The 12,242-nt window shown below is 64.9% G+C and carries 12 protein-coding genes; all 12 read right to left on the bottom strand.

Annotation, left to right across the window (positions count from 1 at the left end):
* Window position 1: 1 nt before the first annotated feature.
* Window positions 2-853, bottom strand: coding sequence for a biotin-independent malonate decarboxylase subunit beta (locus JWV26_RS11330; RefSeq protein ID WP_206419078.1), 852 nt, complete (start codon window positions 851-853; stop codon window positions 2-4).
* A complete protein-coding gene (locus tag JWV26_RS11325) occupies window positions 846-1,145 on the bottom strand; it encodes a malonate decarboxylase subunit delta (RefSeq protein ID WP_072423620.1) in 300 nt (99 codons plus the stop codon). Before JWV26_RS11325 ends, JWV26_RS11330 begins: the two co-directional genes overlap by 8 nt.
* 1 nt (window position 1,146) lies before the next feature.
* Window positions 1,147-2,025 carry a triphosphoribosyl-dephospho-CoA synthase gene (locus JWV26_RS11320; RefSeq protein WP_206419077.1) on the bottom strand — a complete coding sequence of 293 codons (879 nt, stop codon included), beginning with the start codon at window positions 2,023-2,025 and terminating at the stop codon, window positions 1,147-1,149.
* Window positions 2,025-3,686: a malonate decarboxylase subunit alpha gene (gene mdcA / locus JWV26_RS11315; RefSeq protein WP_072423622.1), complete on the bottom strand. Its 1,662-nt coding sequence runs from the start codon at window positions 3,684-3,686 to the stop codon at window positions 2,025-2,027. Before mdcA ends, JWV26_RS11320 begins: the two co-directional genes overlap by 1 nt.
* Before the next feature lie 105 nt (window positions 3,687-3,791).
* Window positions 3,792-4,763, bottom strand: a complete 972-nt coding sequence (locus JWV26_RS11310) for a GGDEF domain-containing protein (RefSeq protein WP_206419076.1) — start codon at window positions 4,761-4,763, stop codon at window positions 3,792-3,794.
* A 78-nt stretch (window positions 4,764-4,841) separates the two neighbouring features.
* Window positions 4,842-5,624, bottom strand: a complete 783-nt coding sequence (locus JWV26_RS11305; RefSeq protein ID WP_017676477.1) for a type IV pili methyl-accepting chemotaxis transducer N-terminal domain-containing protein — start codon at window positions 5,622-5,624, stop codon at window positions 4,842-4,844.
* 368 nt (window positions 5,625-5,992) lie between these two features.
* Window positions 5,993-7,021 carry a hypothetical protein gene (locus tag JWV26_RS11300; protein ID WP_083431591.1) on the bottom strand — a complete coding sequence of 343 codons (1,029 nt, stop codon included), beginning with the start codon at window positions 7,019-7,021 and terminating at the stop codon, window positions 5,993-5,995.
* A gap of 9 nt (window positions 7,022-7,030) precedes the next feature.
* Window positions 7,031-7,945: a flagellar hook-associated protein FlgL gene (gene flgL, locus JWV26_RS11295; RefSeq protein ID WP_072423769.1), complete on the bottom strand. Its 915-nt coding sequence runs from the start codon at window positions 7,943-7,945 to the stop codon at window positions 7,031-7,033.
* A gap of 27 nt (window positions 7,946-7,972) precedes the next feature.
* A complete protein-coding gene (flgK, locus tag JWV26_RS11290) occupies window positions 7,973-9,340 on the bottom strand; it encodes a flagellar hook-associated protein FlgK (RefSeq protein ID WP_074915351.1) in 1,368 nt (455 codons plus the stop codon).
* A 3-nt stretch (window positions 9,341-9,343) separates the two neighbouring features.
* On the bottom strand, window positions 9,344-10,468 hold the full coding sequence (locus JWV26_RS11285; RefSeq protein ID WP_206419075.1) for a lytic transglycosylase domain-containing protein: 1,125 nt from the start codon (window positions 10,466-10,468) through the stop codon (window positions 9,344-9,346).
* Between the two features lie 3 nt (window positions 10,469-10,471).
* Window positions 10,472-11,566 (bottom strand): flagellar basal body P-ring protein FlgI, encoded by a 1,095-nt coding sequence (locus tag JWV26_RS11280; protein WP_074915355.1) that lies wholly within the window; start codon window positions 11,564-11,566, stop codon window positions 10,472-10,474.
* Between the two features lie 10 nt (window positions 11,567-11,576).
* Entirely contained in the window at window positions 11,577-12,239 is a 663-nt protein-coding gene (gene flgH / locus JWV26_RS11275) for a flagellar basal body L-ring protein FlgH (RefSeq protein ID WP_072423628.1), read from the bottom strand.
* Window positions 12,240-12,242: the final 3 nt, after the last annotated feature.

Genomic DNA, 12,242 nt, shown 5'->3' with positions numbered 1-12,242 from the left:
TTCATGCTCCCTGGTAGGCGCTGCGCACGGCAGCGGCATCGGCCTGGATCGAGGTGTCGACGTCACGCAGGCGCTCGAGAAACCAGGCGTGGCGACGGCTGCGTTCCAGCGCAGGTTTGCCCTGGGCGAACAGCCCGTGCAGCTCGCTACGAATGGCGTCCACGTCATCACTCACGTAGCCGTCGACCAGACCGCTGGCGTGACGCTGCTCGCCGCCGGTCAGGCTCCAGATAAAGGGACGGTCGCGCGAGTCGTATTCGTCCAGCCCGGCTTCCTGTTCGATCACCTGCGGGCCGTTGAGCCCCAGGCGTGCCTCACGGGTCACCAGCAGGTAGCTGCACAGCCCGGCGGCGATGGACATGCCGCCGAAGCAGCCCACCGGGCCGGCGACCAGGCCGATCACCGGCTGATACTGGCGCAGCTCGACGATGGCAGCCTGGACCTCGGCAATGGCCGCCAGCCCCAGGTTGGCTTCTTGCAGACGCACGCCGCCGGTTTCCAGCAGAAGCACGGCGCGGGTCGGCGTGCCATTGCGGTTGTCTTCGGCGGCCAGCTCCAGGGCACCGGCGATTTTCGCGCCGCCCACTTCGCCGAGGCTGCCGCCCTGGAAGGCACCTTCGATGGCGATCACCACCGCAGGCTGACCGTCGATCAACCCCTTGGCGACCACCACGCCGTCATCGGCCTGCGGCACGATGCCCTGCTTGGGCAGCCAGGGCGACATCAGCCGGGCGAACGGATCGAGCAGCTCGCGGAAGCTGCCGGCATCGAGCAGTGCGCGGGCCCGCTCGCGGGCGCCGAGTTCGGTGAAGCTGCGCTGCGCCAGCAGGCGTGCAATGTTTTGCTCAGCCATGGTTCAGTTCCTCCAGGCCCTGTTCCAGGCGCAGGCGCACCACGCCGGGCGTGGCGCCAAAATCATGAATGGCGATGTTCAGCGCGGGCAACTGCTGCTCGCGGAACATGCGTTCGAACAGCAATTGCCAGCGCGGCGCGCTGCCGTTCACCGAGGTCACCACTTCGATGGCCAGGGTGCCGGCCTGGCCGGGTTCGAGCAGCACTTCCAGGTCGCCGGAGCCGACGCAACCTACCAGCGCGCGACCCTTGGCCGGTTGCCCGGCGGGGAATTGAAAAGACAGGGTTTCCATTTCACAGACTCCCAAGCTGCGCCGGCAGGCCATGCTGCAGGCGGTCGAGGAACAGGGTGGCGGCGAGCAGATCGGCAGCGCCGCCAGGCGAGGCACGTAGGCGCAGCATGTCGCGTTCGAGATCGCGCAAATGGCGACGGCCGTCGAGGCTGGCGCAGCCGCCGGCAGCGAGCACCGCGCGGGCACCGCTCTGCATGCACGTCAGCCCGGCCATGCCGGCGCGATACAGCACGCAGGTGTCAGCCAGCTGGGTCATGATCGCCAGCAGCGCATCGAGGCGAGCGTTCTGCTCCCCTGCCCCGGCGGTGCGGCTGCGCGCCAGTTGTGGCAGCGCCTGCTGAATCACCGCGGGAAAGCCAAGCTGCGCTTCCTCGCGAGCGCCATGCACACCGTACAGACGGCACACCTGCGCGCCGTGGCTGTCGCCAGTGACGGGCGCGGCGCGGTCGTTGAGCAACGCCAGGCGTGCGGCGCGCAGGGCGACCTGCGCCGGAGCCAACTCTCTGGCATCCAGCGCCGCGGCGGCGCTAAGCAGCCCCAGCGCCCAGATCGCGCCGCGATGGGTGTTGACGCCGCCAGTGACGCGCAGCATCTCCACCTCACCTTCGCGACCAATGCGGCCTACGTCTTCACGCAGTTGCAGACCGATCTCGCCACGCTGCTGCGCGGCCTCGGCCATGGCCTTGAAGCTCGGCCACAGGGCCAGCGCCGAAGCGTGCATCAGGGCCAGGTGCAGATCGGTGTGCGCGCCACTGCCGCGACGGTCGACCAGGCCCGGCTTGGGCGACAGGTCGGCCTCGTCGATCAGTGCATCGACCGCCAGGTCGGCCAGCCAATCCCCTAATGAAAGCTGCGGCTGAATTGCAGTCAGTGCATTCATCACCAGCTCCTGAACTTGGCGGGCGGGTTGTACAGGCCGCCCGACCACTCGACCAGCTCAGCGATGCTCTTGGCCGCGAGCAGTTCGCGACTGGCGTCGGTGCGGCGGATGCCGAGATCTTCGGGCAAGGCGATCAGCCCTTCGCGGCGCATGCGTACGGTTTCTTTCGGGTCGTGGCGCAGGCCGATGGCGGTGACGCCGGCCACTGCGGCGATCATCGCCTGGCGCTCTTCCACGGTGCGCGCCTTGTACAGGTAGGCGATGCCTTCCTCGGTGAGCAGGTGAGTGACGTCGTCGCCGTAGATCATGATCGGCGCCAGCGGCATGCCGGCCTTCTTCGCCACGTCGACGGCATCGAGCTGCTCGACGAAGGTGGGTTTGCCGCCCTCCTGGAAGGTCTCGACCATCTGCACCACCAGCTTCTTGCCGCGCTCGAGCAGCGGCGCTTCACTGTCGCCTGGGCGCATGTCCAGCCAGGCGGGTGTCGAGTGACGACGACCGCGCGGGTCATGGCCCATGTTCGGCGCGCCGCCGAAGCCGGCCAGGCGCCCACGGGTCACGGTGGAGGAATGACCATCACCATCGACCTGCAGGGTGGCGCCGATAAACAGGTCGACCGCGTACTGCCCGGCCAGCTGGCACATCATGCGATTGGAGCGCATCGAGCCGTCACGGCCGGTGAAGAACACGTCCGGGCGCTGGGCGATGTAGTTCTCCATGCCCAGCTCGGTACCGAAGCAGTGCACGCTCTCGACCCAGCCGGTCTCGATGGCCGGGATCAGCGTAGGGTGTGGGTTGAGGGTCCAGTTGCGGCAGATCTTGCCCTTCAGGCCCAGCGATTCGCCGTAGGTCGGCAGGATCAGCTCGATGGCGGCGGTGTTGAAGCCGATGCCATGGTTGAGCGATTGCACCTTGTGTTTTTCGTAGATGCCGCGGATCGCCATCATCGCCATCAGCACGTGCACCGACGTGACGTGGCGCGGGTCGCGGGTGAACAACGGTTCGATATAGAAGGGCTTGTCCGCCACCACCACGAAATCGACCCAGGAGGCGGGGATGTCCACGCGCGGCAGCTCGTCGACGATCTCGTTGACCTGGAAGATCACGATGCCGTCGCTGAACGCCGTGGGCTCGACCAGCGCCGGGGTGTCCTCGGTGCTCGGGCCGGTGTAGATGTTGCCGTGGCGGTCGGCCTGGAAGCCTGCGACCAACGCGACGTTGGGGATCAGGTCCACCAACAGGCGCGAATAGAGTTCGATGTAGGTGTGAATGGCGCCGACTTCCATCTGCCCGTCTTCGAGCAGTTGGCCGATGCGCAGGCTTTGCGGTCCGGCGAAGGAGAAGTCGAGCTTGCGGGCGATGCCGCGTTCGAACAGATCGAGATGCTCGGCGCGGCTGACGCTGGGCATGATCATGTGCAGGTCGTGCAGTCGGCCGGGGTCGGCCTTGGCCAGCGAGCGAGACAGAAAATCCGCCTGCTTCTGGTTGTTGCCTTCGAGCACCACGCGATCACCGGGGGCGATCAGCGCTTCGAGCGCCGCGACGATCTTGTCGCTGGGCAACACCACGCCATCGGCAAGATTGCGCACCTGATCGAGTCGCCGGGCTTTTTCAGCGCGACGACGCGACCACTGCGGCGGTGGGGATATTGTTGTTGTCATTGAAGACTCCACGAGTTCCGCTGTCGTGGAGGCACATTAGGAGCGTGACCTTATGGTCATCAATCAAGCAGCCCGCGCTATCGTTACGCTCAGGTTAACGATTGCTCAAGCGCGGGCGTCAGCGGCACCATCCAGCGTCGAACGAGCAGGTGCCTTGGCCACTTCCGCGCGGTCGCGACCGCGCTGCTTGGCCTGGTAGAGCAGCTTGTCGACGCTGTTGAGGAAGTCCAGCGGGCGATCGTGGGCGCCCGGCACGATGGTGCCGACACCGAGGCTGATAGTGAGCAGGGACGACACGGCAGAGCGCTCGTGGGCAATGCGCTGCTGGCGCACCTGCTGGCGACAGCGCTCGGCGATATGCCGGGCGGCGGCTTCATCGGTGTCCGGCAGCACCAGCACGAACTCCTCACCGCCAAAACGCCCGACGAAATCCCGTGGCCGGCTGGCCGCGCGGCTCAGCGCCTGGCCGACGCTCTTCAGGCAGTCGTCGCCCTGGATATGGCCGTAATGGTCGTTGAACTGCTTGAAATGATCGATATCCAGCAGGATCAGCGACAGTGGCTGCTGGGTGCGCTGGGCATTGGCCCATTCGCTGGCCAGCACCGTGTCGAACATGCGCCGGTTGGCGACGCCGGTGAGGCCATCCTTGTAGGAGTATTCCTCCAGCTGCTTCTGCAGGGTCAGCAGCTGCTCCTCGGTCTTCTTGCGCTCGCTGATGTCGAACATGAAGCCGATCAGTGAATCCACCTCGCCGTTGTCGTCGCGCACCACGTGCACCACGTCGCGAATCCACACGTAATCGCCGGCGGCGGTCAGCGCACGGTAGTCGGCCTCATGATCGACGCCGTTCTGCGACTGCGCGATGCAGAATTGCACCACTTTCTCGCGGTCGTCCGGGTGCATGCGCGTCGCCCAGTCTTCGGCGCTGACCCAACTGGCCTGCGACCAGCCCAGCAGCGTCTCGATCTGCGGGCCGATGTAGGCGAAGGTCATGCTCTTCCAGTCGATCTTCCAGGGGATCGCCCGGGTGGACTCAAGCAGGGTCTTGTAGACCGCCTGATCAGTTGGTTCGCTCATGTCCGTCACCTCTGCCCGAGTAGCGCTTGTTTATAGCGCAAAAACAGATGGTCAAGGTGACGGAATGGCGAATGGCTATCAGGCCTCTTTGGCCTGCAGGCCCGCGTAGAGGCGGGTCAGTTCGTTGAGATGGCGGAACAACGAATCGGTGCTGATGGTGATGGCAGTACCGACGAAACCCTGACTGGCATGCAGGTCGATACCCTTGAGGGTGAAGCCCCAGTTCGCCCGTACCCGACGCTGGGTCGCAGCGATTTCCTCGCTCGGTGCACCGCGGGCTTCCAGCTCCTTGAGGATGGTTTCAAAGTCGCTTACCGCCTTGTCCAGCTTGGCATCCAGATCCGGTGCCTGCACTTGCCAGGACTTGGCCATGTAGAGCATGGCAATGCGCTGGGTCTGCACGCGCGCCCAGCCGGTGCGGTGCACCGATGCGCCCATGGCGCCCAGGTGTTTGCCCATCAGGTCACTGACGGTCTGCGTCTGCTGCAGCAGTTCCTCACTGGTGGCGAGCATCTGGGCGGCCTTGGCCTGCTCCGGTTTGGCTTCCAGCTGCTGACGATAGGAGGCCCAGGTGCCATCGATCCTGGCCAGCGCGGCCTTGATCTCGGCAGTCGGCGCGTAAGCGGTCAGCGCCTTGTGGCTGGCATCGAAACGCTCGATGGTTTCCTGCAGCTGACGCTGGGCGGCATCCACGCGCACATCGGCACCCAGCATCAGGTAGTTCTTGGCCATGCGCTGGGTCAGCGAACGCTGCAGGCCCGTCATGTTCATGGCTTCGGAATCGCTCAACTGCGCCAGGCTGGGCACGCTGACCAGCGCGGTACAGGCAAGCAGGAGGAGAGTCAGGTACTTCTTCAACACGTCGGTACTCCAAAATTCGAGAACGAGGCAATGCACCGGAAGCACAAGCCACCGGAACGGGTTGAACCCTTTGAATGCGGGGTTTTTATTGGAATGCGAGAGGGCAGATATGACGGGCGCCAGGCCCACACCCTGCGGAGAGGGGGCGATGATAGCTGTTAAAACGCCATCATTCTGTGCGACCAGTCAAAAAGCGGATCAATGGTCAAATCAGCTGGCTGGCATCAGGTTCGGATGTCCTTTTCCTGCAAGCCCACAACCCGGCAGCAACCATGCCTGCGCTCGGCGGCCGGCCGCGCTCGAATTAAAAAAGCCGTCAGTCGCCAAAAAAGGGGGAGGGCGACCGACGGCTGAGGAGAGGAAAACCATCAGGACAACAGGCTGACCACGCTGGAACGGCTGATATTGGCCTGGGCCACCACGGTCTGAGTCACCGCCGCGTAGCTGCTGGGGCTGCGGCGCATCAGGCTGAACACTTCACCGGCAAAATCCTTGGCCCACTCACGCTCGTTGTGATCGGCATGGCGAGCGAGAAAGTCGCGGATTTCTTCCTGACGGTGGCTGAGTTGCTCACGCAGCGTGCCAATCCGGTCCAGCGCCGCCACCACTTCGTCCAGTGCTCGGCGTAGCTCGCGGGCACCATCGAGGCGCGCCGCCTCGGGCAGGCGCAACATCTGCTCCTCGTGACTGACCACGGCCGCCTGAGCCTGGCTCGCCAGCTTGCCTTCGCCCTGCACGCGCAGTTCGCCCTTGAGCTGCTGCCATTCGCTCTCGCGGGCGCTGAACTTGAGCGCCCCGCCGTGATCGACTTCAGCACGGATGCCCGCCGGACCCAGGCCGGCGTTGAAACGCCGGAGAATCTGCTGCTCGCTCAAACCCTCGTCGAGCACCACCGCCAGCGGCTCGGCCAGCTTGCGTCCGGCGCTGAACAGCAGGGTTTCCTTGCCAGCCTGCTGCACCGCGGCGATGGAGTCCAGCCCTTGCAGACTGAAGCGGCTACGCACCGGCTCGCTGAGACGCAACTTGAAGCTGGCATCCAGGGTTTCACCGGAGCGCTGGCTGCGTTCGGCGAGCAGCTTGCGCACCTGCTCCAGCTCACGCTTGATGCCGTCGCGTTCCCCAGCCTGGGCATTGCTCAACTCGCGACTAAGACTGAGCTTGAGCTGACCGAGGCGCCCGGCCAGTTCGCCGAGGTAACTGTCGGCCGCCTGCATCGAGGTCAACTGCTGGTTGAGCTGCAGGTTGAAGGTGGCACTCTTGCCACGCGGCGGTGGCGCCGGCTCAGCGGGCAGCTGCTTGCGCTGGCGCTGCAGGGACTGCTCGCCCTGCACCGGACGGCGCGCCTGCGGATCGAGCGCGGTGACGACCGGGAGCTGTGTATCGACCTTGATCACCAATGTCACTCCTTACAGCAGGCTGAACAGCGACATCTCATTGATCTTCAGGTAGGTCTTTTGCGTCGCGCCAAGAGCCAGCTGGTAGTTGTTCAGGGCAATGGTGGCGCCAGCATAGTCCAGCTGCGACAGCTCGCCTTCGATCTTCTGGTTGACCAACGACACATCCTCGTTGCTGTCATTGAGCAGGCTCAGGGCGTTCTGCCGGCCGCCCAGTTCGGTGACCGAGCCGAGAACGCGGCCATGGGCATCATCCAGGGCGCCGAGGGTGTCGGTGATCTGTTGGCGTACGGCCGGATCGGTGGCGTCCAGCGCCGGGTCCTGCAGGGTGTTGATCAGGCCACGCAGCTCGTTGAGCATGCCCACGCCAGCGCCGAAGACGCTGGCCGCGGTGACGTTCTCATCGACCAGCACGCCGTTGGCCACGGCAGCCTGACGGTGCTTGTCGTTGCCGGTGATGCTGTAGGTCTGGGTCGCCGCATCGAAACTCAGCGCCGGGGTGTCACTCAGGGTGCCGGAGAACAGGTAGCGCCCCTCCTCGTCGCGCACGTTGGCGAAGCTGACGATGGTGTCTTCGATGATCGACAGCTCACCGGCCATGGCGGCCAGGTCTTCGCTGGTGTTGGAGCCGTTGGCCGCCCATAGCAACAGATCGCGCACGTTGAGCATGGCGTCGGAAGTGGACTTGAGGTTGGCTTCCTGGGTCGACAGGCTGCCGGAGACGTTGGCGATGTTCTTGCGAAATTGCTCCAGGCTCGCCTCTTCACGCTGCACCCGCAGCACCCGCACGCTGGCAATGGGATCGTCGGACGGCAGCAGGATGCGCTTGCCGGTGGCCATCTGCTGCATCAGCTTGCCCAACTCGGCAGAACTGGTGTTCATCGAGTTGTGCATCAGCGAAGTGATCTGCGAGTTGGTGATGCGCATCATGGCTGAATCTCTCTGGAAAGCGCGTCAGAACGCGGCAAGCATGTCGTCGAACAACTGGTTGGCGGTACTGATCACCTTCATGTTGGCCTGGTAGGCCTGCTGGTAGGTCATCAGATTGACCGCCTCCTCGTCCAGGCTCACGGCGCTGACGCTGTCGCGCTGCGATTGAGCCTGCTGGGTCACGGCGGTGGCGGACTTGAAGTCAGCCTGGTTCTGCCGACTGTCGCTGGCCACTTTACCGAGCAGGCCGGCGTAGGCGTCGTTGAGGGTGACCTGGCTGCCACCCAGGGTGATGGTCTGGTTCTTCAGTCCGAGCAGATCGAGCAGCACCTCGTTGTTGCCGGTCTCCCCCGCCGCCGATGAGAACGCCAGCTGTTCAGCGGTCAGCGGCTCGATACGCAGCAGTGCGGTGGTGCTGGTGGGGTCGTAGACGAACAGCGGCTGGCCGGGGTCGCCATTGAGGTCAAAACCCGTGGCGAGCACATCGTTGACCATCTGCGCCAACTGGCTGGCCATGTCGTGCAGGGCCTCCAGGTTTGGCCGCAGGCTGTTGTACTCGACATCGTAAAGACCGCCGAACGCGCCGCCGAAACCATCCTGACGCAAGGGGAAGCTGGTGCCGGCGAAGGCCAGGCTGACTTCCTGCTCACCCGTGGCGGTCATCGCCACCTTGAGCTGGCCGGCGGTGGGACCGGCCACCAGCGGCTGGCCGTTGGCCAGGGCGACGCTGACCGAACCGTCCGGGGTCTCGTTGACGCGCAGCTTGGCGAACTGGCTGAGCTCGCCGATCAGACTCTCACGGTGGTCGCGCAGTGCGGTGCTGTCACCCTTGACCGACTCGGTTTCGACGATCTTCTTGTTCAGCAGCGCAATGTTCTCGGTCAGGCCGTTGATCTCGGTGGCCATGGCGGTGCGCTGCTCCTGCAGTGCCTTGACCTGCGCGTCGATGTTGCTGCTCAGGCCATTGAAGCGCTGCGCCAGGTTACCGGCCTCGCTGATGATCTGCTGACGCAGGGCGATGGAGCCCGGTGTGGCGCTGGCTTCACTGAGCGCGGCGAAGAACTGGTCGAGGCCGGCACTGATACTCGAACCGGTACCGGACATCAGCGCTTCCAGCGCGGTCAGGTACTGCTGCGAGGCGCCGTAGAAGTTCTGCTCGGTGGTCGCGCGCCATAGCTGCTGGTTGTGGAATTCGTTGGTCATGCGGCGAATGCTGATCACCTCGACCCCGCCGCCGACGCTCAAGCCACCCTGCCCCGCCAGCGAACCGGTGATGGTCTGCAGACGGCTGAAACCGGGTGTATTGACGTTGGCGATGTTCTGCCCGGTAGTGGCCAGGGCCACCTGGCTGGCACGCACACCGCTGTAGGCGATCTGGTTGAGGATGGTCACGGCTTAGGACTCCTGACGCTCGAAGCGCATCGGCTGAGCGAAGGCCGCCAGACGTGGCGCTCGGGCGTCGTCGGCAGCGAATTGGGCTGTTACTGAAGACAGGGCGACGGAATCGGCGGCGGACTTAAATTCATCGCGTTTCATGACCTGTTTGCCGGCAACGGCACCGAGCAGCAGACCACTATCGGCACTCAGGGCACTGGCCAGTTGCTGGCGGGTCTGCGCGCTGAGCGAGGTCTGTTGCTGCACTTCGTCCTTGACCGGTGTTTCACGGCTGGCCAGATCGCCGAGAATCTTGCGCGTGTAGTCGCGGGTTTCCTGGAAGGGGATGCGCTCGATCCAGGCACCGGTGGCGATCTCGCCATTGCGCGGATCGCCATTGACCTTGAGCCACTCGTCGACGCGGCCGGGGCCGGCGTTGTAGGCGGCCAGCGCCAGCGCCTGATGGCCGTCGTAACGCTGCAGCATCTTGTCCAGATAGGCACTGCCCAGGCGCTTGTTGTAGTCGGCGTCGCTGGTCAGGCGGGCTTCGCTGAACGGCAGGCCGAGTTCGGCGGCCATCTCCCGCGCGGTATCCGGCATCAGCTGCATCAGGCCGCGCGCGCCCTTGGGCGATACGGCGTCGACACGACCGGCCGACTCCTGCTGGATGACCCGATCGACCAGGGCGAGAAAGCCTGCCGAGCCCTTGTCCCAGACCTTGCCCAGACCATCGACGCCGCGCTGCCAGGTCGCGCGCAGCGGCTCCAGCAGACTGCTGGAAGAACGCTGCGGCAGTTCTGCCGAGCGGGCAACAGCTGCGGCCGCTTCCAGATCCACTGCGCTATCGCCACCGCCGGACAGTTGCTTGACCAGCATGTCGGCGATGCCGGTCTGCTTGCGCCCGGCCAGGGTTTCAGCCAGCACCTCGTCGTAGAAGTCGCGCATGGTGTCCATCTCGCGGCTACGCATCGGATTGCCTTCGGCGAGCACGTCGCTGGCCTTGCGCATCTGCTTGAGGATCTGCTGCAAAAACAGCGCCTCGAACTGCTCGGCGGCGGCCTGCAACTGCTGCTCGCGGGCGGTACCGATTCCGTCGGCGCCACCGCGGTGGCTGTTCATGTGTTGGGCGAGGGAAACGATGCTCATGGCTCAGATCACGATCAGTTCAGCGTTGAGGGCACCGGCCTGTTCCAGCGCCTGAAGGATGCTCATGACATCGTCCGGGGTGGCGCCGAGGCTGTTCACGGTGTTGATGATGCTGTCCAGGCTGGCGCCGTCGGGCCACTTGAACATGGCGTTCTTGTCCTGGCTGACGGCGACGTCGGAGCGCGGCACCACGGCGGTCTGGCCACCGGAGAAGGCATTGGGCTGGCTGACCTGGGGGTTCTCGCTGATGGTCACGGTCAGCGTGCCGTGGGCCACGGCAGCGGCCTTGACGCGCACACCCTGGCCAACCACCACGGTGCCGGTACGGCTGTTGAACACCACACGCGGCCGTTCGCGGCCCTCTTCCACCTCCAACCCTTCGAGCATGGCCATGAAGCCGATGCGCTGGGTGCTGGTGATGGGCGCGCGAATGGAGATCTTGGTCGAGTTCAGGGCACTGGCGGTGCCACTGCCGAAGCGGCCGTTGACCGCTTCGACGACCCGCGCGGCAGTCTGGAAACTGGGCTGGCGCAGGTTGAGCATGACCTCGTCACGGGTACTGAAATCGCTGGGGATCATGCGTTCGACAGTGGCGCCGTTGGGCACGCGACCGCTGTTGGCAGAGTTGATCGCCACGCTGGAGCCGCTCTGCCCGGTGGCATTGAGACCACCGACGACGATGGCGCCCTGGGCCAGCGCATAGGTCTCGCCATCGACACCCTGCAGCGGGGTCAGCAGCAGTTGGCCGCCGCGCAGGCTCTTGGCATCGCCCAGCGAAGCGACGGTGATATCCACGGTCTGCCCCGGGCTGTAGGACGGCGGAATTTCCGCGGTCACGGTCACCGCCGCGACGTTCTTCAGCTTGGGGTCGACGTTCGGCGGCAGGTTGATGCCGAACTGCTTGATCATGTTCGCCACCGACTGGCTGGTGAAGCGCACCTGGTTCTTGTCACCGGTACCATCCAGGCCGACCACCAGGCCGTAGCCGATCAGCTGGTTGCCGCGAATGCCTTCGATGTCCACCAGATCCATCAGCGGTACGGCCTTGGTCGACAGCGGCCAGCCCAGGACACAGGCGACGAGAATACGTTTGATCATGGTCTGGGCCTCAGAGCGGGAACAGCGGGCTGGTGAAGAAGCGCGTCAGCCAACCGGCCGAGTTACTGTCACTGAGCACGCCGCGACCGGCGTAGGAGATGCGCGCGTTAGCCACGTTCTGCGAGGACACCTGATTGGCGCGGTTGATGTCGTCCATGCGCACCAGGCCGACCAGGCGGATGTACTCATCGCCCTGGTTCAGGCGCAGCGCCTTCTCGCCCTTGATCAGCAGCGTGCCGTTGGGCAGCACCTGATGCACGGTAACGGCGATGGAGCCGCGCAGGGTGTTCTGCTGCGAACTGCGCGCCGAGCCGTTGAAATCACGCTCGGCTTCGGCGGAGCTTTCCAGGCGGTCGTAGGTCTTGCCCAGCACCGTGGGAATACCGACGGATACGCCCGAGCTCTTGCCGAAGCTGGTGCCGGCGCTCTTGCTCGACTGGGTGGACTCGTCGAGCACCACGGTGAGGATGTCGCCGACCCGCACCGCACGCTTGTCACCGATCAACGAGCCGCTATAGCCACTGCGAAACAGCCCGCCCCCGCTGGTCGGTGGCACGCTGTAGTCCAGTTGCAAGGGTTCGTAATGGCTCGAGTCTTCGTCGGGCAGCATCTCGTTGAAGCTGGCACAACCACCCAGGGTCAGCAGCAGAGCGAGCGGGATCAAGCGCTTCATGGC

It is taken from the genome of Ectopseudomonas toyotomiensis (genome assembly GCF_017167985.1).
GTDB lineage: Bacteria > Pseudomonadota > Gammaproteobacteria > Pseudomonadales > Pseudomonadaceae > Aquipseudomonas > Aquipseudomonas toyotomiensis.
This window is presented reverse-complemented; position numbering and strand designations above follow the sequence as displayed.

Bases quoted from the DNA above. Each gene is read 5' to 3' on its own strand.
- flgL (WP_072423769.1), bottom strand. From the start codon at position 7,945: ATGCGCATCACCAACTCGCAGATCACTTCGCTGATGCACAACTCGATG.
- flgH (WP_072423628.1), bottom strand. From the start codon at position 12,239: ATGAAGCGCTTGATCCCGCTCGCTCTGCTGCTGACCCTGGGTGGTTGT.
- JWV26_RS11280 (WP_074915355.1), bottom strand. From the start codon at position 11,566: ATGATCAAACGTATTCTCGTCGCCTGTGTCCTGGGCTGGCCGCTGTCG.
- JWV26_RS11325 (WP_072423620.1), bottom strand. From the start codon at position 1,145: ATGGAAACCCTGTCTTTTCAATTCCCCGCCGGGCAACCGGCCAAGGGT.
- mdcA (WP_072423622.1), bottom strand. From the start codon at position 3,686: ATGACAACAACAATATCCCCACCGCCGCAGTGGTCGCGTCGTCGCGCT.
- JWV26_RS11285 (WP_206419075.1), bottom strand. From the start codon at position 10,468: ATGAGCATCGTTTCCCTCGCCCAACACATGAACAGCCACCGCGGTGGC.
- JWV26_RS11320 (WP_206419077.1), bottom strand. From the start codon at position 2,025: ATGAATGCACTGACTGCAATTCAGCCGCAGCTTTCATTAGGGGATTGG.
- JWV26_RS11330 (WP_206419078.1), bottom strand. From the start codon at position 853: ATGGCTGAGCAAAACATTGCACGCCTGCTGGCGCAGCGCAGCTTCACC.
- JWV26_RS11310 (WP_206419076.1), bottom strand. From the start codon at position 4,763: ATGAGCGAACCAACTGATCAGGCGGTCTACAAGACCCTGCTTGAGTCC.